Source organism: Dorea hominis (assembly GCF_014287705.1).
GTDB classification, from domain to species: domain Bacteria; phylum Bacillota; class Clostridia; order Lachnospirales; family Lachnospiraceae; genus Dorea_D; species Dorea_D hominis.
In genome coordinates this window covers 225,283-250,513 of sequence record NZ_JACOOY010000003.1, presented here as the reverse complement: position 1 = coordinate 250,513, position 25,231 = coordinate 225,283, and the positions used below count along the sequence as shown (strand labels likewise).

Genomic DNA, 25,231 nt, shown 5'->3' with positions numbered 1-25,231 from the left:
ATACTTTTATTATCAACAATATATTTCTCGACATCTCCTTCTCCAAATGGATCAATATAATCATTCCCTTGCTTAATACACTCTCGAACTATCCTTGTCCCAACTATAGATGCGGGAGATGTACAATTAATGACTACATCGCATTGCGAACAGAACATTTCAACTTGTTTCGGAATAAATACATCCATCTGTATAATTTCTATATTCTCTGTTGAAAATTCTTCTTTCAAACACTGAAGTTTATATTGATTACGTGCCCCTATAAGTAAAGCATACCCTTTCCCTTGTAACGCAGATAACACAGATGATCCTACCAAACCTGTTGCTCCAAGAATTCCTATATTCTTCTTCATCCTCTTATATTCCTCTCTATAATTATTTGTGCTAGCAATGTGGCATTTTCCTCACTATGAATGCATGTAACATGATTTCCCGGAACATTTATCACTTCAAATTCCCCAAGACATATATCGTTCCACATTTCTAAATTTTGGTTTTTATCTGCAAAAAAATATTTTTGTTCTTCACATGCTGATAAATAACAAATATCCCCACTATAAAAAGGTAATTCTACATTTGCACCTTTAAATCCATGCTGATAAATTTCAAATGTTGCTTCTAGCAGTTCAGCACTCACGTTAATGCAAGTTTTTTTCTCAATGGCTTTTGCGTAGGCTTCAAATCTTTTTTCTTTTGTACTATTAACAAATTCGCAAAGACCACTATTGTTTTTCATTTTGGTATCTTTCTCTATAATGTTAAAGAAAGTATTTTGAGGTATATTACCATTATTTCTTTTCCTCACTTCTGTAATAAATTCCATTACCTTAAAGTCATCGACATCTTCCAGAACCTCCGAAAGCATTAATTGATAGTTAGGCAAAAAGATCACTTCATCTATAAATTGATCCTCTACCTTCCCGGAAACAGGATAACTATCTATAACAAACAGATTATTTACTTCGATTCCTTTCTCCAGCAATTTTACAGCTACATTTAATGCAAGAATACCTCCAAGACAATATCCAATAAGATTAATATTTTTATAGTGAAGTTGCTCTATTTTCCGAACATACTCGTCTGTAATTCTATCAACTAATTCATGATATTGTATTGAATAATACCATTCTACATCTTCTACATTTATAAATAGAAAATCTCCCAAATCCTCTTTTCGTAATTCCTTTTCTACAAAGCGATAACAATTAGTTGTTCCTAATGCCGTATGGAAAAAAATATATACTGTATCCTTCGCAGTTTTCTCTATAATTCTAAAATCATCAGTTCGTACATTCTCAGATGTTAGAATGTTCTGCTTGCTCTTTACAAAGGTTGTTATTGCTTCCCCCGTAGGATTATTCAATATTTGGCGTAGAATCTCATCAAAAGTGACGGATGTTTTAGTTTGCTCTATAATTTCTTTTACTCTGCCCGCAATCTGTGCCATTAATAAGGAATCTGCCCCTAATTCAAATAGATTATCATCTGGATATAATGCATCAACCTTTAAGACACTGATTAAAATCGAATAAATTTCTTTGTCTATTAAATTTTCTAATTCCCATCTTTTATGTTGAATCTTATCATCCCTTTTATCAATAAAGAGTTTCCGAATTGCCTGTCTATCGACTTTACCATTTGAAGTACATGGTATTTCATCAATAAATTGCAAAAAAAACGGTATCATATACTGAGGTAAGTATCGCTTCAATGCTTCCCGTACACTCTTTTCATCTTTTTTTTCATCTTCTTTTGGAACAATTACCGCAACCAACTTTGGTTCATTATTCCAATCTACTGTTGTTACACAACAGTTTTTCCCCGAGCAGCAATCCATAATTGCATTTTCTATTTCCCCGGTATCAATTCTATGCCCCGAAATTTTTATTTGGGAATCTTTGCGTCCTAAAAACTCAATCTCTCCGTTCCTTAAATATCTGCCGAAATCCCCGGTTTTATATATTCGTTTATTATTTAACCAAAAAAAGCTACTTTGTGTTTTAGAAACATCTCCCAAATACTCTTTTGCTAACCCTTTTCCTGTTATATATAGTTCTCCTTGTACCATATCTGGGCATGGTTTCATATTTGCATCCAGCACTTCAAAACCTTGGTTACTTAAAGGAACACCGTACGGTATGCTACTATTATATGATTCACCCATTTTGCACTCGTGATAAATAGACCATATGCTAGCTTCCGTAGCCCCTCCTAGTGAATATATTCGAACGTCTTTTAAGAATCTGCAAATTTTTTCTGGCAACTTTACTGGTATCCAATCACCTGACAACAATATTTTGTTAATTGACAATTTTTCTCCTTTATAGAATCGTTCAAGATAGTCTACAAACATTTCCATAAAGGCGGGCACAGAATTCCAAACTGTGATATTCCACTTCTCTACCAACATAAGCCAATAAGACGGATCTTTATATCTAACTTTTTCTGGTATTACTATTGTTCCACCTGTAGCTAACATTCCAAAAATATCATAAACAGAAAGATCAAAATGTAATTGTGAGAGCGCCAGAATACTGTCTTTATCTTTTACCTGAAATCTTTCATTTATATCTATAATCGTATTTACAACAGCTTGCTGCTCGATAACTACCCCTTTAGGTTCACCTGTGGATCCAGACGTAAAAATCACATATGCCACATCATCAAAGTTGGCATTAACAATCTCATCATAACTCTTTTTTAAAATAACACTGTCTTTGTCAATCCATTTATATTTTTCTCTATATTTATGAGTTTCTTCTTTTTCTCCAATTAAGCATTTGATTTTTGCTATCTCCAGTATTTTATCTGCACGAATTTCTGGTTGGTCATTGTCTATCGGAACAAATGCTGCTCCAATCAACAAAGTTCCCAAAACACTCGCAATCTGAAAAAAACTCTTATTCAATTTGATTCCAACATAGTCACCTGCTTTACAACTGCATTTCTGCAATTCATCTGCTATTCCATATGCAGTCCACAATAGTTCTTCATATGTATGTTCTCCACATTCATCCACGACTGCTGTTTTTTTCGGCATTTCTAAAGCACTCTTCAGAAATAGGTTCTGCAGAGTATCCATCTTTATCTCTTTAAAAGTACTATTTACATTCTTTCTTTGATCCATTTGCTTTTCAGGTAATTCTACATTTGCTTGTTGATTCCAAAATTCAACGGATTCCGAAATTTTTTTCAAATATGTTAAAAAGGTACAAAATATATCTTGAATAACTCCTTCTTCAAAAATACCGTTTCGGATATCCCAATTAATAAATAAACCTTCTTCATTATCCATAACTTGACAATCTAAGAAAGCCTGCGGCGTCTGACTGATTCCATTATTATTAACTTTCCCAACCATCCCATCGTTTTTTATCAATCCAATAGAACTTGTAAAAATAATAGGAAATAAAAGCATCGGATTCTTTCTTCTCTTTCGCAAATCGCGAATCACTTCGATCCCAGAATATGAGCTATGATCCAAATCTTCAAAAATTTGTTTATTTACATTTTTTACAAAATCAGCAAATATTATTTTCTCACTTAAATCAATTTCTAAAACATCTACACTAGTAAAGTCTCCAATAGTATTGTAAATACCCGTATATTTGTTATTTCTTATGAGTGTAGTTAGATTTAATGAAAATTTTTTGTTTACACTCCAGCGTTCAATACACAAAGCAAATATAGAAAGCACAGTCGCTGTAGGCGTCACACTATTTTGACTTGAAAAAAACTTTATTTTTTCCCAGTCTTCAGCCGATAATTTCCTTGCCATACGAATAAATTTATTACTTTTTTCAGCATTCGATCGCATCGGGAGAACTGGCGCTTCAGGAATTATATCCAGTCTATTTTTCCAATACTCTTTATCTCTACGATATCGACTACTGTTTTTCATTCCCATCTCATTAAGTACATAATTTCGAAATGAAATAGCACACTTTTCATCCCCGTTACCCTTATTGTAGTATATTGTCTCAAATTCTATTAATAATGTCCAAATACTTGCCCAGTCTGCAATCAAAAAATCAAACGATAAATGCAATGTAGTTTTTTCTTTGTCTTCAGTTACACCAATATCAAACATAGGCCACGTTTCAGTATTATAGTATTTATCAGACCATTTGCTGCGTATTTCTTCACATTTTGTAGATATATATATGGGATATTCTGCCACATCTCTTAATACTTCTTGAGTCCCATCTTCTAAAACAATAGCTCTCAACATATCATGCTTGTCAATTAACTGATTCCAAATCTTTTGTACTTTTACAGAATCCAAGGCCGGATAATCCAGTTCTAAATATAGATGACTTGCCACATCCCCATACTCGAAAGAATTTTTTCGCCCTAACAAATAAGCCATTTGAATATCCGTCAGTGGAAATTTATCGAAACGCTCCCTTTCTTCTTCAAAATAACTTATAATTTCCTTTTTGTTATAAATCAAAATATTTTTTATATCATCATCTAATTTCCCATCCTTTTTTAAATAACGTATTTTCCCACCTTCAGTCCAAATACCAATTCCTTGTTCCCGCATATTTTGAATCAATTTACTTACTTCCACTATATTTATCCTCCAACTGGCAACTTAATACAAATACCTTTTGATTATACACGCACAGTTCAGAATCAATAGTTGGCAAACTTTTTTCGACAGCAAATCCAACTTTCTGAAACAGTTCGTGCCATTGATATAATTTTAAAAAAGTTTCATTTTTTTCGGCTCTTGCATCATCTGGCTCTTGCATCATAAAAGCTTGGGATATTAACATTTGAACAGATTCACCAATTGCTTCTACGATAATTACCTTTCCATCTTTTTTTAAAACTTTTTTGATGTTTTTTAAAGTAACTTCTATATTTTTTGCGTTATTCAGCACACCTACTGCAATTACTATATCTACGCTATCCTCCTTTATTTTATCGCTAACAAAATCATTATTAATATCTATTTTTAAATATTCAATAAACCGAATTCCTGAGAATAACTCTTTAGCACGATTTACAAAAAAATCTGAAATATCAGAAAAAAAATATTCTTCTACACTAAGAAATTTTATTTTTTCGATAATAGGCTTGGCTGTTGAAGCCGTTCCTCCTCCTAATTCCAACAGTCTACATCCTTCACGCAGTTCACATTCACTTTTAACATAATCAGAAATCATTTGATTATAATAACTTGAAATTGGTGTCTTTGAATACAAATCATCCGCTACATACATCTGACCTTCCGGAAACAATAGTAATGTAGGATTTAATTCCCCTTTCATGATATAGTTAAGTTTTAAAGCATTATTCTTAAAATATTCATATGTGGATATAGTTCCTAAATTTGCATTTTCCCAAACGTTTTTACCATCCACCCAAATTTTTTCAAGTTCTGAATAATGCATTTTTTTCTCAAAATAATATTCTTTTTCTTCATTTCTTATATAGCTATTAGAATTAAGCACATGAAGCCAACGATGTATTATGGGAACAAAATCAGCTTTCACTCCTATTCGTTCTATCAGTTCATCACTCGTATATCCTTTATTTACTTCTTTGATATTCTGCTGCAAATAATAATACATTGTTTTTAGACACATATTATTAAATACTGCCATACCACCAAGCAAGGCACTGCTTTTTTCAAACAAAGAGGTACTTTCTCTCAAAAGTTTTTCTGACGGATAGTAACTATAAAAACTCCCCGAAACAATCTCAGGATATCCCAGTCCTTTCATTAAAAGTTGCCAAGCATGACTATTATTCAAAATCCTTTGTATATATTGAAGAGTTGGTTCTGTCGGTTCCACTACAGTTTTTTCTATATCCTTTGCAATTGCACAAGGCCATTCATCCTTAAAAATCATTTTTTGTTTCTTCTCGCTACTATATAATATAAATGAATTCTGTTCATCCATATTTAAAGGTGAATGGAATTCTAATCGCCCTGGTATAATATTTTCATCCGGGAAATGAATTCTAGGATTCCAAATAACAGGACCATCAGGATCAAACAATGTCAATTGTCCACCTGCAAATCCAACACTAATCCGAAACAGCATATGTAAAAATCCATCTATATTTTCTTTTTCGATTTCATTATGTGCTCTGAAACTTATTGGAATATCTCCAATCTTTACAGTTTCCGTCTGAAAGGGCACATGACCGCATATACTTCCCACATTCTCCCATGGGCGAAGTGTCTGAAGCACTTCGCCCAAAATACTAATTACTGGATAGGAAACCTGAGTCGCTAAATCAACATTAATATATGCTATTTTTTCTGTCTTACTAACTATATGGACATTACGTATAAAATTTTGAACTGCAGGTAGGTTCAAATACAAGTTACCAACCCCAAAATACACTTTTTGATTTTGCGCAATCTTATAGCATTCCCCCAATTCTTTATAATGAACTGGCTGCTCCAACAGAACATTTATTCCTTTTCTCAATAATTGTTTTGCTATATTAGCGCCTTCGCCTCCTAGTGCCCCTGTTTTCACAGCAACACAAGCAACATCTACCCTTTCTTCTACTTCATCTAATGAAGTATATAGAGGAATATTATAATATCTTGCGCATTCATAACTCCTATCACTTCCTTTGGCTAATAAACCTACTATCTTTATTCCTTTCATTCGCTTTAGCGCTTCAAGATAAAATTGTCCAAACCGACTACCATAAACAATAATATTCTTCATATAGTTTTTACGCCCTCCTATTATATTTCGCCATCATCCTCCATATAATTGTTTGAGTCCATCTCCTGCTGAATTCGTGCTGCAAATTCTGAAATAGTTGGTGCTTCAAAAAGCCAACTAATTTTAGGCTCTATACCTAACTCTTCCTTTAAAGCGTTTACAAGTCTGATAGCTTTTAAAGAGTCTCCTCCGTTTTGGAAAAAATTTGAATCCTTATCCAAAATATCTTTTTCAAGTATAGTTTGCCACACTGAAGCAACACTTTTTTCAAAATTTGTCATATTTATCTCTGCTTGTTTCTCATCTTTTTCATCAAAATCCGTTTGCTTTATAGAATTGAGTAATTTATTTCTATTTACTTTTCCATTGGCAGACAACGGAATTTTGACAACTTCATATATTCTCTTAGGAATCATATATTCTGGAACAATATTTTTTAGCCTCTCAATAATCTCTGCTTCACTTATAAAATTCACTTCTTCATGATTCCTTGCTATAAATATCGTTTCTCCAGTTCCACATTTCGCATTTTCGGCGGTTAATCTAAAACTCATAATGTTATCGAATCCAGCATTTTTCAACAACTCCTTCCACTTATCAACTGACAAAAGCGGCATACATGTACCCTTGCGAAGATCTTGTATCATTGAGAATCCTTTTTCTAATAACGCTACTGAATTTAGAATCAATCTATTAGGAATGGTATATTCCTTAAATAAAAGAATGCCACCAGATTTTAGCATTTCTTTGAAATTGGATAATGTCAATTCAATATCATAGCTTCTATGAAGTGTATTGTCTGCTACTATTATGTCCATTTTATGGCGAAGTTCTCCAATATAAAGATAAGGTTCCTTAAAATCATAAGTTATACTTTTCAGTCTGTTCACATCTCCAGCTATCTCTAATGCCTTATCTATATACTCGCTTGATTCATCCAAGTAATAGAATTCTCCACCATTTCCTAGCACATCCATATATCTTTTGGTATTACTTCTCATCCTACTCCCAATTTCCAAAACAGAAGAGTCAGTTCCCGTAATCTGTAAACTCATTTTATATAATGAAAACAACACATCTTTCATCGTTTTATCGAGTGGGCTAATTTCTTCCAAAACTACTGGTAATGCTTTAAATTCCCCCTTGCTTATTATTTCTACGTCAGCATATTTGTTGCGTAAAATGGTAATTGTTGCTGGTATATTCTCTTTCAATTCCTTATAAAGTTTTAATACCCTTTCCTTTTCTTGGCATTCTTGCATTTCCCTGTATAAATCATACTCAAATTCATCTCTTCGACAAATTATAACGCCTAAATTTGTCTTAACCATCATTCCTTCATCTATTAAAATATCTATCCATTTCTTTACAAGATTTTGGAATTCAAGATTAACGTTGAGAAGTTCTGCAAATTCTCTTGATGTATATTCGCAGTTTTCCTTTACACCCATTTCTATAAATGTTTGAAATATTATCATTGCGGATATTTTTTCTAAGGATTTTCCATAAGAATTTATAAATATCTCTTCCTCATTCTTTACAAATTCTTTTTTTAGTTCATTTATTCCATTTTCCCAAAATATATCCTCATCAATTTTGACATATTTCATTTTATCGAAACAAATAAAGGCTATTAAGTATTTTTTGTTTATTACCTCTACTATTGACTCTTTGATTTGGGGAATACTATTCAACGCATTTTCAAGTTCTCCTAATTCAATACGATGTCCACCTATTTTCACCTGATTATCCAATCTCCCAAGAAATTCAATATTACCATCATTCCAATACCGTCCCATATCTCCGGTACAATACAGCCGTTCTCCAGTTCTATCTAAGACAACAAATTTTTCCTTTGTTTTTTCTTTATCGTTTAAATATCCCTGTGCAATGCCATCTCCGGCAATATAAAGTGTTCCCGGTACCCAGTCAGGGCAATCTTCCATATTCTGATCCAGAACATAATACTTCTGGTTTGCAAGCGGTTTCCCATACGGAATACTCTTCCAATCTTCCGGCACAACCTCTGGAATCTCGAAATGATTAGACCAGATACTGCCTTCTGTTGCTCCTCCAAGAGCAACAATCTCAACATTCTGGAACAGATTACGGATTCTCCCCGGAAGTGAAACAGGAACCCAGTCACCACTCATCATTACTAACCGCAGCGATTGTGAAGTTACCTGCCTTTGATATTCCTCATATTCTGCCAGCATTTCTACAAAAGCTGGCACGCTGTTCCATAGGGTAATATTCTCATGATTCAACCAGTGAATCCAATGCGCTGGATCTTTTCCATATTCCGGATCCGGAAGAACCAATTTCCCACCTGCGCCTAAAATGCCAAAAACATCATAAACAGACAGGTCAAAATGAAGATTGGAGATTCCAAACGCCGTATCCTGTTCTGTAATCTGATAACGGTCATTGATATCCAATATCGTATTGACTGCATTATGGTGGCTAATCATTACTCCCTTCGGCATCCCTGTCGTTCCAGACGTATAGATTACATAAGCAAGATCTTCTGGCTTATTTTCCTGCATTTTGATTTCAGTCTCATTTTTCAGACCGGACAAAGAAACGCAGTTCCATTTCCGCAGCCATTCCGCATCATGATCATCCGCTTGATTCTGCACAAGAATGATTCTTGTCCCGCTGTCACGGAGAATCTTTTCTACCCGTTCCTTTGGATTATGGATATCTATCGGAAGATATGCAGCTCCGGCAAATAGGATTCCATAAACAGCAACCACCTGCTCCCATCCCTTTTCCATAAATACAGCTACAGTCTCTTGTTTTTTTATTCCCATGCTCCGCAACTGCTCGGAAATATAAAACGCTTCTTCTTTTATTTCCCGATATGTCATCCGTCTGCTACCCGTTACCAGCGCCTCCTTATCCGGGAACCTGTCTACTGCCTCCAAAAATAATCTATCCAGCGTTTTCTCTTCAAATTCAACCGCCGTTTCATTCGCCTGACGCCGTTTTTCTGAAATTTTCGCTGTTACCAGACTTGCCGTTTTTTCCTGCATGATCTCCGGATGAACTGCCAACGTATGAAGCAGACCAGTATATGCCCGGAACATCTCATCCAACATTCCCGGATAAAACAATTCATCTACAGAATCCCAGAACAGGCATAAGCTGCCATCCATTTCAACCACCTGATGATCCAGCCACACCTGCGGTGTCTGTGAAATGTTATAATTCAGTTTTCCAAGCCATTTTCCCTCATTCCACTGCTCCACGCCAAGACCACTGGTAAACACTACCGGCATAATAGCGCCCCGCATATTTCCAGTCTTTTTCTTTAGTTCGCGCTCCAGTTCAACTGCACTATAAGCTGTATGCTCCAGATCTTCTGTAAGCTGCTTCTGAATTGCTTTTGTCCTTTCCGCAAAACTATTCCCTGCATTCTTTATCTCCAACAATGTCAGGGTTGTAAAGTCTCCAATCAGATCGTTCACTTCCGGATGCAATTGTTTCCGGTCAAACTGTGTCAAATTGAGCGTAAAATCCGTATTGCTGCTCCACAAGCGGAGGGTCTCCGCATAAGCGCTCATCAAAAGAACAGAAGGCGTTACCTCCAGTCTTCTCGCCGCGTCCTTTACAGACTGCCATTCTTTCTGTGACAGTTTTGCGCTCCGGCGGCAGAAACGCTGCTCTGTAATCTGGCTTTCGTTCTTTGCAAGTGGCAGATCCGGTGCGTTCGCAAAAGTTTCCACCCGTTCTTCCCAATATTTTTTATCTTTCTCATAAGCAGATGTAGACTTTATCTGCTCAAGCCCCAGAACGTAATCCCGGAAAGACAAAGTGATCGGCATTTCTGCGTTTCCATTCCGATATACTTCTGCCCATTCATTTAAGAGATGGAACATACTCCAGCCATCAAAGATTATATTGTCAAAGCTGATGTGGATCCTATGCTTCTGGTCCTCTATTTTTGTAATTCGCACATCAAACAGAGGCCATTCATCTGTCTGAATTACCTGATGAGACATCTCTGCCCGTTTTTCATCCAATGCCTTTTCTTTTTCTGTCACTTCCAATTGTCGGATATCCGTCACGTCAATATGATACTGGGGAGTATTCTCCAGTATGCGCTGCATACCATCCGGTTGGATAATAACACGCATCATCCCATGCCTCTGTATCAACAGATTCCATGCCGTCTCTGCGCACTCAGTATCAAGACCGTCTGCATCCAGTTCAAAATAACAGTGCGTTGCAACATTTCCCAATTCATACAATCCGCTTCTGCCAAGCCAGTAAGCATACTGCACATCGGTTAATGGGAACGGATGATATGCTTCCTCCAGATTCGGTTTGATCTGCAGTGTATCTTCTTCTTTCTGTTCGGACTGTTCAATAGCTTTTGCCAGAGATTTTACGGTCAGATTTTCAAAAATCGTACTGATCGTTATTTTGCAGCCGAAGGTTTTCTGTACTTCCGAGATCAACCTTGTGGCAATCAGCGAGTCTCCCCCAAGGCTAAAATAATTATCTTCAATTCCGATATTTTCATATCCAAATAATTGTTTCCAGATATCTAAAATCTTTTCTTCTGTTTCTGTCGTTGCCTTTGAAAATCGGATAACCGCAGTTTCTTCTTTAAAATCTTCCCGCAATTGCTTCCTGTTAATCTTCCCATTGGACAATGTTGGGAGCTGCTCCATGAAATGATAGTTCTGTGGAACCATATACTCCGGCAGTTTTTCTAACAGATATTCCCTTAGTGCTCCATTATGATAGGACAGGACAGACGCCTGCTGTCTGCTGCAGCATATACATCTTCCATATCTCTCTGTCACAGCACAGTCTTCGCCCATTCCTGCCTCTGATAAACATTCTCTCCACAGCAGGCAATCCGGGGTAACCAGCCCTGCTTCTCTTCTCTTGTCCCGAATATCCGCAAAACCATTTTCCAAAAAAGCCGCTGTAAGTTCCTGAAGGTATGTCCTTACCACAAGGTCAGTCATCAGCAATATTCCGTTTGGCTTCAGTAATTCCGCTACTTTCTTTACCGCATCCGCAGCATCAATATTTCTATGTAAAGCATTTACCGATATCACAACGTCATAACTATGCAAGGACATCTGCTGCTTATCCATGCCTTCTTCCAGATTCAGCATCTCAAACTCGACTCTCTCATATCTCGCAAGTTCTTTCTCTGCTTCCTGCAGAAAATATTTTGAAGAATCCGCATATGTATAAGCCACGCTTACATCTTCCAGTGCATTCAAAAACTGTCTTGTAATTGCAGTGTCCCTTGTACCAATTTCTATAATCTGGAGTGGCTCTTTTCTGCGTTCTTCTGCCAGAAGCCTTAATCCCTGCACCAGTCTTTCCACTGTTTCCTCGCAGCCCGGAATCCTCCGAAGCAGCATATTCGGAGCCAAAGCCGGCTCTTTCTGGTAGAATACGTCCAGCGGAACTTCATTTCCAGTAACCATATGCTTCAGATACGGCTTCAGTTTCTTAAAATACGTTTCCGCATCTCCAGCTTTTTCCGGTACAGCTACTTCCTTCCCGGTACGCGATAGTCTGCCGTCCTCTTCTCTCAGGATTCCTTCCTTCTTTAAAATTTCCAACCATCTTGCCACAGTATTCTTCTGTGTTTCCGTAATGCTCCCTTTTTCAAAAATTTCCTTCTGCGAAAGGACTTCCTTCTCTGATACAAAAACGCCTAACTCTATGAGTGTCTCCAGCATAAGCTGTACACATCTCTGGTCTGCATAGGCAAGGAAATTTTTGTATGCTGTCTTCCGTTCCTGCTGCATCTGCCAATTGCTGACATCATCCTTCAGTTCTTTCCAGCCCCTGCCAAAGATATCTGTGCCGTACAAATACGTTGTAACTTTAGAATCTTCCTGTATCGGCGCTCCGATATAAGCAGCCAGCGTTTTATTGCCATGACCATCACTAACTGTATCAACAACTGCATGAGCCACACCCGGAAACTCCTGAATCGCATGTTCAATTTCTCCCAATTCAATCCTGTGTCCGCGGATCTTTACCTGATGGTCTTTTCTTCCCAAAAATTCAATTGTCTCATCATCCCAGATTCTTCCGAGATCTCCGGTCCGATACCATCTTCCATACTGATCTGTGATAAATTTCTGCCCCGTAAGCGCAGAATCTCCCCTATATCCTTTTGCTACACCAAAACCGCCAATCCAGAGTTCGCCTTCTGCCCAGTAAGGGCAATCCCTTCCATACTCATCCACAACACGATATGCCTGATATCTGAGTGGCTTTCCATAAGGAATAGATTTCCAGTTTTTCGGCATCGGCAGGGTAACATTCTGATAATTGGACCAGATACTTGCCTCTGTAGCTCCTCCCATAGCGACAAACTGGCAATCCTCTGTCCATGCCGCAACCCTCTGCGGGAGATCCATCCCAATCCAATCTCCGGAAAGCATAACCGCCCTGATCGGCAGTTTCTGTTTCATGGATTCCGCCCGTATCAAAAGCATATCCAGAAGCACCGGCACTGAATTCCAAACGGTAATCTGATATTTCAACACTTGTTCCAGCCAGTAATCCGCATTCCTTCTCTCCTGCTCTGGAAGCAATACCAATGTTCCTCCTGCGCCTAAAATTCCAAAAACATCATATACCGACAGGTCAAAATCCATAGCTGATACAGCCAGCGCCCGATCTGCACTTGTCACATGGTACTTTTCATTAATATCCTGAACCGTATTCCATGCGCTTTCATGCGCAATCTCTACACCCTTCGGAACACCTGTAGAGCCTGACGTCATGATGATATAGGCGCTGTCCTTCGGCGACACCTCTGGCAGTCTCACATTTTCCTGTCCCTCTTCCATACCTTCCATCACAAGGATTTCCGTACCTTCCGGCCAGTCCAGTTTTTCGGATAATTCCCGATTCGTGACCACATAGCGGACTCCCGTCTTCTCATGGATTAACGCTCTCCGATCTTTAGGCTGGCTTAAGCTGACCGAAAGGTATGAATTTCCGGAAAGCAAAATTCCTAATGCCGCCTCGATCTGTTCTATCCCGCGCGGCAGGGTAAGTGCAACTGGGACTCCCTTAATATCCTTTTCTGAAATCCCTGCCGCCACTGCTGTCGCCCGTGCTTTTAATTCCCCATAGGAAACCGATCTTCCGCTTCCCGCATCAATAAGCGCAATATCTTCCGGGCAAACTTCCGCATGGTTCATAACAGCCCAATGCAGGCATTCCACACGCTCCGGCACTCCTGTACGCGCTGTATCTTCAATTTCTCTTTTTCTTTTTTCAGGAAGCACATCAAATCGCTGATTCCAGTCCTTCTTTCCCAATTCATGCAGAAGATTCTCAAAACACTCCAGCATATCCGGGATCATATTCTCCGGGAATAACTTATCCACGCTGTCCCATGTAAGCTGTACGCCATTTTCATCTTCATAACTCTGGAAGTCATTCCACACCTGCGGCGTTTGGGAAATCATATAGGAAAACTGCCCCAGTTCTTTCCGGAACGTATCATTTACCAACGGCGTTCCCAGATTGCAGGCAAAAACAACCGGCGCCACTGCCGATGCGTCTCCATACATCTGTGCAAGGTCTCTCTGGACTTGCACGCCAGAATATGCCGTATACTTCATATCCTCATGGAGCTGCTTCTGGATCCTGTCTAGCAATTCTGCAAACGTCGGATTCCCTTCGCAGTCAATCTCCAGCAATAACAGTGTAGTGAAATCTGCTATCACGTCTTCCAATCCCTGCTGCTCTGTTTTCCGGTTAAACAATGGAATATTAATAAGGAAACGATGATTCCTGCTCCACCGTTCCAAAACCGTCGCATATGCAGTAAGAAGAACCATTGCCGGAGTTGTCTGGTATTCCTTTGCCCGTACTTGCAGATGAGCCCACTCTTCCTTGCCAATCCTTACAATCCTGCGGTTGAATACAGTCTTTGTCACTTCCTGCGGCCGTTTTGCCAGTGGCAGGCCTGGCCCTTTCGGCAAATGTTCCAAGCGTTTTTTCCAGTATCCTTCTGCATTGTTTCTCTCTTCCTTATCTTCCTCTTTTTGCCGTTCCAGATAAGAAGCAAAATTCCACCCTTTTGATTCTGCCGGAAGGCTTTCTCCGCGATAGGCAGCCGCCAAATCCCTCAATAAGATCTGCAAACTCTGTACATCGGCAACCAAAAGTGCCATATCCACGTGCATGCGTGCCCTATTTTCAGGAAAAAGCGTAAGCTCTATTCCTGCCACTTCGCCTTCCTCGATCTTTAGCTTCCGATGGGATAAACGTTCTCTGACAGATACTGCCATTACCTCTGCTTCCTCAGATGACATCCGTGAAAAATCATGAACCTTTATTTTTTCACAATACGGCTTATCCAGGATTTTCTGTGTCCCATCTTCCAAAAAGCAGGCACGCAGCATGGGATGATGATACTGCAGCACATTCCATGCTTTTTCCAGACGCTCCGGATCTATATTTCCCCCATCAAACTCTAAATACGCATGACAGTCTATTCCTCCAAGAGCCTGTTCTTCATCCCTGCCAACCCAATATGCATACTGTACGTCTGTTAAAGGAAACGGCTGTTTCATATCCTTTTCCGGCGTTATCTTAGATTCTTGCGCCCGTTTTTTGCCCGCTTTTTTCTTCATGCTGCGCTGGATCAGCGCCCACCAGCCTTCAAGGGTAGGATTTTCCATCAATGAACCGAATGAAACCTTAACCCCCTGTTTTCTCCACTGGTTTACCAGACGCATGATCGTCAGGGATGAAAGCCCAAGCTCCAGCAGATTTTCGGAATCCCCCAAATCTCTGGCTACCGGCAGCTTTTGTTTGATCTGTTCCTTTATCTCTATATATTCCATGATTCTGTCTCCTTCTATTTTTCCTGCGCCATCCGTTCTAATGCTTTCTTATCTATTTTTCCTACGCTGGTCAGCGGCCATGTCTCTACCCGTTCTATCTGATCCGGCATTTTATACGCCGCAATGCCTATTTCCCGCAGGAACCTGTGGATTTCCTGTAAATCGATCCCGGCTTCATCATCGGTCACAAGGAATGCACATATCCGGTTTCCAAGGGTTTCATCCGGAACGCCGACAACGGCTGCCTCTTTGATTTTCGAATGCCTGCAAAGGTAAGCTTCAATCTCTGAAGGCATGATCTTTTCTCCGGCGCGGTTAATCTGCTCTTTGATCCTCCCGCCCAAACGTAACCTTCCGTCTTTCGTCCACATAGCTTTATCGCCCGTCCGGTAAAATCCGTCCGGCGTAAAGCTCTTTTTATTCGCTTCCTCCGCCATATAATAACCATCAATCGTATACGGGCCTCTGGATAATAATTCCCCAAAAACTCCTTCCGGTACGGCCTTATCTTCTTCATCCACAATCTTCACTTCATCCGCTGGAGACACCGGAGTTCCCTGACATCTTGCGATCAGGGAACCTTCATCCTCCGGGCTAGTAAAGGACAGTAGCCCCTCCGCCGTACCAAATACCTGCATCAGTTTACACGGCCATTCTTCAATGATCTTATCCGCAAGGGAATCTTCCAGCATTGCGCCGCCCACCTGCAAAATCCGCAGGCTGGATATATCATAATTTTCATCCCATTCCAGCATTTCCATGCACACAGTAACCATAGCAGGAACCAATGCCGTTATCGTGACACCTTCCTCTGTAATTGCGTCAAGGATATCATCCGGGCTGGTCGCAGACGCAAGCACAACTTTTCCTCCCACGTCCAGCGTGCCTAAAAGCCCCGGGCAGCATAATGGGAAATTATGAGCTACCGGAAGAGACGCCAGATAAACGTCACTGCTATCCAAGCGGCATCTCTTCGCGGACATGCGGGCATTATACATATAATCCGTATGGGTGCGCGGAATCAGTTTCGGAACCCCTGTCGTCCCGCCGGACAGCAAAAGCACCGCCGTTTCATACCCATCCACAGCCGGAAATGCTCCATTTTCTCCACACGTTTCCGCAATCATTCCACTGATATCCCCGGATTCGCTATCTACAAATATATGCCGGATACATGAATATTTCTCTTTCATCGCATTTGCCATCGGCACATATGAAAATCCCAGATATTTCTCCACCACAATATAAGCGGCCGGCTTTGCCAGTTCAATAATTCCTTCCAGTTCCGCCTCCCTGTGGGCCGGCAGCATCATGATTGGCACCGCCCCAATCTTGGAAAGCGCAAAAAACACGATCACAAAAGAAATCCTATTCGGAAGCTGCACAAGCACTTTGTCTCCCTTTAAAATCCCTTTACGCAGAAAAGCTGCCGCAAGACAATCTGCTTTTTGCTTTAATTCCATATAACTGATCTCGTCTTCGCTGTCCGTGACCGCAGTTCTTTCTCCATATTTTTCCGCCCACTTATCAAGCTGCTCTCCAAAGCCGCATCGTTCCCATCCTTCCAGATGCTCGTATTTGCTCATATCCTTCTTATAACTCATTTGATTTGTCTCCTTTCTTATGCGCCGCCACATACGCAGCATATCCCTCAATCTTTACCGGATACAAATGCCATCCCTGGCCTTTCCTGCCTTTTTCTGTAATTTCCCCGTTTCTGACAGAGAAGAAATCCATTCCTCTTCCCAATCCAATACCGATCGCTTTTACATACGCTTCTTTCGCCGCCCAATACTGGAAAAACAGTTCCGGTCCCTCATTTATTACATCTTCCGCTTCTTCTGCCGTATAGAAATTCCCGGCTATCTCCCTGTAATCCGGGCATCCTGCCATTTCCTGTACATCCACTCCGATATCCATTCCGACAGCGAATCCCTCCAGTATGAATTCCCCCGAATGCGAAATATTAAAATTGACTGTCTGCTTTCCTGCGATTTCTTTATGATAAGGCTTACCCAGTTCATTGACAGAAAAATCAATCGTTTCCATATCTAAGTATCTTTTTAAGAGGATCCGCACGACAACCTTCCCGGCTATATAACGCATCCTGTCTTCAGGAAAACGGAATCTTCCGGCTTGCTCCAATTCCTGCCCACTCAGGATATATTCATGGTTCTTCCAGAAATCTGTCATTTCAGGCCAGCGGATACACCATATATGTATCTCATTTTCACGGATATAAAGTTTGTCTGCTGACAGAAATTCCTTTTCTCCGTATCGTTTAATCTCCATTTTTCATTCTCTAAAGCAGTCTCATGACCTCACTTATTACTTCGTCTTCACAATCCCGCAGATAAAAATGTCCTCCCGGAAATATCCGGTAGTTAAAATCATTGTCCGTATACTTTCCCCATTCCAAGATCGCACTCTCATCCGCTTCTCCGTCCTTTTCTCCGCCAAATGCAGCGATAGGCGTATGCAGCACTATTCCCGCCTTGTCATAATACGTTTCATCCATGGTAAAATCTGCCCGCAGCATAGGCAGAAAGAAATCCAGCAATTCCTGGTTCTCCAGTACCTCCTTGGGCGTCCCTTCAAATCTCCCCAGTTCCCTCTTAAACTCTTCATCCGGAAGATGATAGATTGGATTTGGCTCCGGAATACTAGGAACCCGGCTGCCGGAAATAAACAGGCATTTTGCAGTATATCCCGCTGCCTCCAACCGTTTTTCCAGCTCATAGGCGATCTTCCCACCCATACTGTGTCCCCATAAGGCATACGGTCCGTACACAACCTTTCTTACAGCCTCTTCCAGGTCATCTAACATAACCGACATATCTATATACGGTTTCTCCATGATCTGTTCTTCCCTTCCCGGAAGCTGAACTGGGCATACCGTTACTTTCCCCTGCATCTTTTTCGCCCACTGGTTATAAGCAGAAGCACCGCCTCCTGCAAACGGCAGGCAGAACAAGGTTATTTTCTCTTTGTTGATATTTTCTGTATTTTTTATCAATTTCAAATTCACTTTTATATTCCTCTTGTATCATGTTCTTTTTGTTCTGTTTATCATCCTTTTGCAATACGCTTTTCCCAGGTATTTCTTATTCCTATCATGGATTAGTTCACTCTAACTCTTTATCAAAAAAAATTTTGGTCCATCCTAATATTAAACCAGACGCCAAAACAATATGCGCTACCATAATCCCGTTTACGATCAGGGAATATCCAATCACAGAAAAAACACCTGCTATCGCGCATTCAATAACTAAAATTACCCTCGCGCGCATCCCATAAACTTTTTTCTCTTTCGCATCCAACTTCTTGCTGCCGGCATCTACCGGCGCCATGATAAATATAACGCCAACCGCGACAAACCATATGATCCGCATTTGCCATATTACAGCCGGAGCAGACGCCAGATACAGACTGCATAGAAGGACAAGGATACCGGAAACAGCCATGCAGCCCCCTGCCTTTTCCAAATGAATCCCTCCGGCATACTGCCTTAAAACAGTAAAGGGCAATAAAAAGACTATCATCTCCATCCAATTCCCCGTTATGATGCCAAGTATGACGATGATAAGGTATATTACCACCCTGCCCAGCAGTACGCCGTAAGCATATTCATACAGCCTGCGGTCTTTCTCTTCAAGAATCCCATTCCTGCTTTGTAGTTCAAAAAGCCGACCAGCCATTTTTTTCCACACTAGAATTTCCTCATTTTCTTAACTTCTTCCGGCTCATCTTCCTGATAGTACAGCCAGTTGCACGCCAGATTTGCCGTATACGCCGTCAAGCAGAGTGCAAGACAGTTTACAGCTCCAAGCAGTTTGATTCCCAGGTTTTTTCTGATTATTTTTTTCATAGTTACAAAGCCTCCTTTTTTCCGAAAGTTTACACAAAAATCGCCCTCTTTTCAATTACCGTGGCAAAAACGGTAACTTTTTGGGCGATTTTTGCACATCTTTATTTTATTGTAAAGATAAGCTTAACAGAGAACTCCCGTTCTCCGGCCTCCACTCTCATAATTCCCGCATACTTTTTAACCAGTTTTCCCACCGTATGCAGTCCGATCCCGTGACTGTCTGCATCTCTTTTGGTGCTTATGTACCGGTCCTTGTCCTTTAACAGTGGAACAACATACCCGTTGCAAAATTCCATAACAAGGAAATGTTCCTCATTTCCCATATACATCCTGCATTCCACATATCGGCCATCTTTTGTCTTTTCTGCCGCTTCCAGTGCGTTATCCAAAAGATTACCTACGATTGAGATCATATCCAGTTCTTCCAGAAAGTCCAGCCTGAGATCATTACCCAGAGTAATCTTATAGGAAATATTTTTAGATTCCGCAAGGAATTTCCTTTCGCACAGGATGCTGTTCAAGATCGGGTGTTCGCAATACACACCTTTTTGAAGGCTCTGAATCCGGACACCTAAATGTTCCATAATCTCCTTAACCTCTTGATTTTCTCCTTCTTCCATCAAACCGGCTACTGTACAAATGAATTTATTTATATCGTGTAAGAATGCCCTGTTATCCTCATTGACCTTATTCATATACTGTAAATTAGCAATCTCCGCCCTGCTTTTCTGGTAAAGCCGGTCCATCTTCTTCACTTCTTCTGATTTCTCTACAAACCGGTCAAACACTGAGAAAATGAAGATATTCGTCAATAGCAGCAGCGAAGCTCCTACCGGAACCATAACCCTGTTCATTCCTTCAAAAGAAATATTTGAATAAAACACACATCCTAATATAATGATCGTAGCGGTTGGCAGCATGAGCAGCACAGTAAAAGTTTTATTCTCAATCGTCAGATAATCCCTTTTTCTCGTTACCTGATTAATGCATTTAATAAACAGAAATGTCATGGTACTCATCAGTAGTAGCGCTAATGTTTTTTCTATTTCCGTCCCAAAACCCTCAGATGCACCAGTCACGCCATACGCATTCGTAAGCGTTGCAAAGAGAAATTCAGGAATAATTGCCAGCACATAATAGCAGCATACTATAACCAGCTTCTTCCATATATTTCCCCGGAACACAACCATTGACACAATCATATACGTTACCGGAATCATTACCATATTAAATATTGAGGATTCCAAGTGGTTGATTCCGAGCATTATCAGCGCTACGACAAAATATACGAGAAATTTTCCCCAAAAGTTTTCTCTTCTGTATGGAAGCATGTTCTTTTCCAGATCTTCCAACAGATACATCTGAAGAAGGCAGATCAAAAAATCTCTTACTATCATACCATGCCGTTCCTTTCCCCAAGAAACATGATCAGAGCGTCAGCAAACTGACCTTTTCTCGACCTTGAAACATTCAATTGGATTCCCATCTGTAGCAGCGCCACATTCTTTTCCAATCCTTCCACTTTCGCCAGATTTACAATATAACTGTTATGTGCATACTCAAATCCCCTTCCGGCCAGACGTTCATATAAATCGCCTAAAGATTCCTTACAATGTATCTCATCTATCTCCCCCTGCCTAGCAACGTATATAGAGCAACCCCTTTTCGCCAGACAGATATATAAAATGTCTTCCGTATAGATACGAATTACTCTTCCCGCTGATGTAACCGTCACGGAAGAATCTCCACAGTGCAATTTTACTTTTGATAAAATCGCAGGGATTTCCCTTTTCAGACTTCTGTCATGCAAGTCTTTCATAATATACCGGAACGGCTGCCCAATATTGATGCTGTCTGAAGTCGGCTCAAAGTATCCGGAGCAGAACACCAATATCGCTGCCCTATTGTATTCCCTCAGCTTCAGTACCGATTTATTCCCATCCAATCCGGGCATACGCATATCCATAAAGACCAAATCATGCAAAATATCAGCATTTTTCAGTAGTTCCTTTCCTGACTCGTATTCATAAAACCGTATCTCGCTCTTAGGAAGAATCCCTTCCGTTTCTATAACCTTCTCTATTTTTTCCCTGTAATTTTTATCATCATCGCAAATTGCTATTTTATACATCTATGTCCTCCTAAGTTAGTTTTTCCTAACCCTTTTTCATAAAAAATCCATCCTGCAGAATCTGAATCCTATGAACATTTACTCTTCCTATAGTTCGGGTTCCAAATCTGCAAAGATGGGATCAGCAAAAAATTCCTGTATTGTGACATCCAATCCATCGCATATCTTTTTTATTGTAACTACGCCAGCATTCTTACTCTGACCATACAAGATATTCTTTAATGTCGAAGGAGGAACGCCAGAACATACCGCCGCCTCATTCACTGTGATATCTTTCTGATTAATCAGATCGTTTAAACGATATATGACCGCTGTTTTTATATCCACGGTATCGACCACCTTTTTTTCTTCTATTTTATATAAATCGGCTTTAAAAGGTCGCCCATATATAGTCTTTTTGATCTATGTACGATATTTTTTTAACAGTTTTTCTTATTCTAGCAGAAATCCGCTAAATTTCTATATTTTATTAGATACATGAAACCCTGTGAGAACATTTCTGATCCTACGCAGGGTTTTCCACTTTGTTATAAAATTTTTATATTTTGCAGTATGCTGGATCGGAGTTATCATTCAACTTTCCTTCTGCTGCCGATTGTAAAAACATATTTTTACGAATAAATATTCAGCAGTTCTTCCGGAGAAAGCAATGTAATCCAAAAGGAAAGAAAATCCTTTTTATTCCTTGTCACAATCGCATCACACTGATTCGCCTTCGTACAAGTTGCAAGTAGGCAGTCTTCAAAATCAGATACTCTCTGCAAATAAGCAGGCAGCACATCTTCGTTCGTCACTGTCAGCACTTTTGCTATGTCCAAAACGGAGCCAAGTGCCTTTCTATAAATTTATACCGTTCTTACATCCCGATCAGCTCCTCTCTCCAGCTCATCTTTTCCCTGCTTTTCTTGGATTTTTCTCTTATTGATTTCCAGTCGTTCATGAATAGATGGCTTCTTTGCCTTCGTAGTTGCTTTATTCTTTTCTGTTTGCATACTCGAAACTACCTTTTTCACAGCTTTGTCATTATCCCCTTTTGTCACATTCGCTGCTCTTGACGCTTCTACTCTGCTGTCCTGCTTTTCTGCAACCTGCCGTTCCTGCTTTTCCTGCACATTTTTTTCTTCCAGACTGCAAAAGCTCTGCAAATATGGCAGCACATGGTTCTGCATATCGGTCAGATCTTCCATACACTTCTGAAACTCTTCATTTCCCTTGTTTTTCAGATAACCAATCCAGTTTTCATCCGTAAGTTTCAGTTCATTTTGGAGTTTCAGCTGACTTAAAATACCGCCATTTCCTGTTCCAATATCTATTTTCCCTTTGAAATGTTGCAGCATTTTATCGCCTTTTTCCGCATAATATATAGTAAAAAACATCTGGGCTGTTACCATCGGCTCATCCGTCCTCGGATTACGGTCTGCGTACCATTCCTTATCCTTCTGTGCAGTACGGGAATCCAGATCTGAGAGCTTCTGACAGCGTGGTTCCATCAGCTCTCGCTTTTCACAGTAATTCACATACACCATTGGCTCTGTTTCTTTGGATATATCTGGTTCGTAGGATTTCAGCCGTTCCAGCAAAACACCTGCCCACACGGACTGCTCACAGTCTTCTTCAATCACATCCTTCAGAAAGGAAATATAAGAACCAACATTTCCACTTTGCAGATCCAGCATGACTTCCTGTATGGTATCCTGCCCTGGCTCTACATGGTCCCGATAGTCATACGGATCGAAGTCTTCCGCAATCTCATCCAATGCTGCTGCCAGTTCTTCTGTTGTCATTTTTTTCGGATACATTGCCTCACGCACATCCTGAATCGGGATATATTTATAATCAGGCAATGCTTTATGAATCTTCTCCAAACCTTCACGCACCACCGGCTGATCTTTTAAAAACCGCACATTATCCAAGAAGTCGCCGTGTATCGTTGTTCCCATTACAATCAACAGTTCTGTTTCATCAAACAAGCTATCCTCCGGATCACGATAAATAATCCCCATTCCACTGCCTTTATAAGCGTTTTCCGGATCTTCTCTGTACTTCTCATAGATTGCTGCGATTTCTTTCACATCTGTGCTTTTCTCATAAGCTCCCATATCATGAATTTCATCACATTCTGCAGCATAATATTCCAGATAAGCTTCTTTCTTAGGCGGCATATTATTGAGTACATTATCAATCATGTTATAATTGGCCTCTTCCAGTTCCTCCACCTTTGCCAATGGCTTATATTCGCCCTGGCTTTTCTGAATCTCTGCCATTACAGCTTCATCCATTTCTTCTACTTTTTCCATCAACTGATCATAATCCCCACGGATGCGTTCTCCCGTCCAGCCTTCGTCTTCCAAAAGTTCCTCCGCCGCTTCTTCAATAGAAATTTCATCATTCTCATAAATGCCACCATCCATCAAGCGGAAATCTTCATCGTAAAAGGAATAATCATATCCTTCTTCTGTTCTCTGAATAGCAAAATATCGTTCTCCTACCTCATATGCCAGTTCACTAAGAACCTGTTCTTCCAGATTCAGGAAAGAATCCAGCTGTTCAAAACTGATACTGTCTACAAAATGAGCAGTTACCTTTTTCCCGTCATTCAGAACTATGATATCACTGACAGACAGGGAATGCCCACGGAAGTCTTCCGGTCTGTCAATGTTGAACTTTTCAAAAATATCATCCAGTGACATATTTCCTGATAATTCACCAACATAGACCAGCTTATAATCTTCTTTTTTTATCTGCATACCATGACTTTCAATAAAACTCATATTCATAAATGCATAGTTTTCTCCCGGTAAATCATCCCGAATCTGATAAATTCCAAATGTCCTTCTTGTTCCTAACAACAGATTTGCTTCTTTCAAAGATTGAATCTGTGGATATTTCTGCATTTCCCATTCCAGGTTACGGAAACGCTCCAGTTCTGTCATAGACATCTGATAATGCTCCGGTCCTCGTTCAATTTCCATGCGTTCTGTGACATACATAGGTGATGAAAAATTAGTGATCAGATAGATATCTGCTCCTGCATCGTATAATTTCAGTGCTTCTTCCTGCTCAATGACACTCATAGGCTCCTGAAATGCTCCTAAATTTTCTTCTGCATAATCTAGGTTGTTATCTTTTATCCGTTCCCACATCTGCGATTCCATTCCAAACAAACCGTCATGTGCCTGTATCATTTCTTTACTCGCATATTCACCTTTACTGCCAGCACTGCCAAGACGATAAATCTTAGAACCCATTCTGTGATAATCCAAAGCTGCTTCTTTTCTAAGTGGCACCATATCTTCTTCCATATATCCATAGTCACGTAGTTCCAGCTTACCTATGGTTGGATCTGGCAGTTCCTGAATATCCATTCTTGCGTCATCCAGCAAATCCTCTACACCTTCTGAATCTGCCTGGCTCACTGCATCTGCCAGATTTCTTACCAAAGCCCTAACTTTCTCTTTCTCGCCGATCAGATTCGCATATTCAAAAAGCTGTTCTTTTACATCTGTTGATATTTCTATACCTCTACTCTCTGCCTGATTGATCTGTTCCTGCGTATATTCCTGCATTTTCTGCGTTTCTCTACCTATTATCCTGTTTCTTGCCATATAAGTTCCTCCTGTATTCTGAAAAATGGCATAACCCACAGAACATACTTTCTGTCAGATTATGCCATCTTCCT

At 39.9% G+C, this 25,231-nt stretch carries 14 protein-coding genes; all 14 read right to left on the bottom strand.

The window, feature by feature from the left end; all coding sequences use genetic code 11:
- Positions 1–353, bottom strand: a 353-nt coding sequence (locus H8S07_RS03735) for a saccharopine dehydrogenase NADP-binding domain-containing protein (protein WP_186855429.1), incomplete at its 3' end; no start/stop codon positions are given.
- Positions 350–4,573, bottom strand: a complete 4,224-nt coding sequence (locus tag H8S07_RS03730; protein ID WP_186855428.1) for a non-ribosomal peptide synthetase — start codon at positions 4,571–4,573, stop codon at positions 350–352. The genes H8S07_RS03730 and H8S07_RS03735, both read right to left, overlap by 4 nt.
- Positions 4,560–6,701 (bottom strand): bifunctional Gfo/Idh/MocA family oxidoreductase/class I SAM-dependent methyltransferase, encoded by a 2,142-nt coding sequence (locus tag H8S07_RS03725; RefSeq protein ID WP_173738631.1) that lies wholly within the window; start codon positions 6,699–6,701, stop codon positions 4,560–4,562. Before H8S07_RS03725 ends, H8S07_RS03730 begins: the two co-directional genes overlap by 14 nt.
- A 20-nt stretch (positions 6,702–6,721) precedes the next feature.
- Positions 6,722–15,553: a non-ribosomal peptide synthetase gene (locus tag H8S07_RS03720; protein ID WP_186855427.1), complete on the bottom strand. Its 8,832-nt coding sequence runs from the start codon at positions 15,551–15,553 to the stop codon at positions 6,722–6,724.
- A gap of 14 nt (positions 15,554–15,567) precedes the next feature.
- Positions 15,568–17,157 carry a (2,3-dihydroxybenzoyl)adenylate synthase gene (locus H8S07_RS03715; RefSeq protein WP_055057318.1) on the bottom strand — a complete coding sequence of 530 codons (1,590 nt, stop codon included), beginning with the start codon at positions 17,155–17,157 and terminating at the stop codon, positions 15,568–15,570.
- On the bottom strand, positions 17,147–17,845 hold the full coding sequence (locus H8S07_RS03710) for a 4'-phosphopantetheinyl transferase family protein (RefSeq protein WP_055057317.1): 699 nt from the start codon (positions 17,843–17,845) through the stop codon (positions 17,147–17,149). Before H8S07_RS03710 ends, H8S07_RS03715 begins: the two co-directional genes overlap by 11 nt.
- A gap of 10 nt (positions 17,846–17,855) precedes the next feature.
- Complete coding sequence (locus H8S07_RS03705; RefSeq protein ID WP_055057316.1) at positions 17,856–18,581, bottom strand: thioesterase II family protein; 726 nt, start codon at positions 18,579–18,581, stop codon at positions 17,856–17,858.
- A 97-nt stretch (positions 18,582–18,678) separates the two neighbouring features.
- Positions 18,679–19,263, bottom strand: a complete 585-nt coding sequence (locus tag H8S07_RS03700; RefSeq protein WP_186855426.1) for an accessory gene regulator ArgB-like protein — start codon at positions 19,261–19,263, stop codon at positions 18,679–18,681.
- The gene (locus tag H8S07_RS03695; protein WP_005344225.1) at positions 19,263–19,421 is read right to left on the bottom strand and encodes a cyclic lactone autoinducer peptide; all 159 of its coding nucleotides are present in this window, start codon (positions 19,419–19,421) and stop codon (positions 19,263–19,265) included. Before H8S07_RS03695 ends, H8S07_RS03700 begins: the two co-directional genes overlap by 1 nt.
- A 101-nt stretch (positions 19,422–19,522) precedes the next feature.
- The gene (locus H8S07_RS03690) at positions 19,523–20,818 is read right to left on the bottom strand and encodes a sensor histidine kinase (protein WP_055057315.1); all 1,296 of its coding nucleotides are present in this window, start codon (positions 20,816–20,818) and stop codon (positions 19,523–19,525) included.
- The gene (locus H8S07_RS03685) at positions 20,815–21,552 is read right to left on the bottom strand and encodes a LytR/AlgR family response regulator transcription factor (RefSeq protein ID WP_173738629.1); all 738 of its coding nucleotides are present in this window, start codon (positions 21,550–21,552) and stop codon (positions 20,815–20,817) included. Before H8S07_RS03685 ends, H8S07_RS03690 begins: the two co-directional genes overlap by 4 nt.
- A gap of 87 nt (positions 21,553–21,639) precedes the next feature.
- Entirely contained in the window at positions 21,640–21,879 is a 240-nt protein-coding gene (locus tag H8S07_RS03680) for a helix-turn-helix domain-containing protein (protein WP_054337273.1), read from the bottom strand.
- A 284-nt stretch (positions 21,880–22,163) separates the two neighbouring features.
- The gene (locus H8S07_RS03675; protein ID WP_055059678.1) at positions 22,164–22,370 is read right to left on the bottom strand and encodes a PIN domain-containing protein; all 207 of its coding nucleotides are present in this window, start codon (positions 22,368–22,370) and stop codon (positions 22,164–22,166) included.
- A 27-nt stretch (positions 22,371–22,397) separates the two neighbouring features.
- Positions 22,398–25,157, bottom strand: coding sequence for a YodL domain-containing protein (locus H8S07_RS03670; protein WP_186855425.1), 2,760 nt, complete (start codon positions 25,155–25,157; stop codon positions 22,398–22,400).
- Positions 25,158–25,231: the final 74 nt, after the last annotated feature.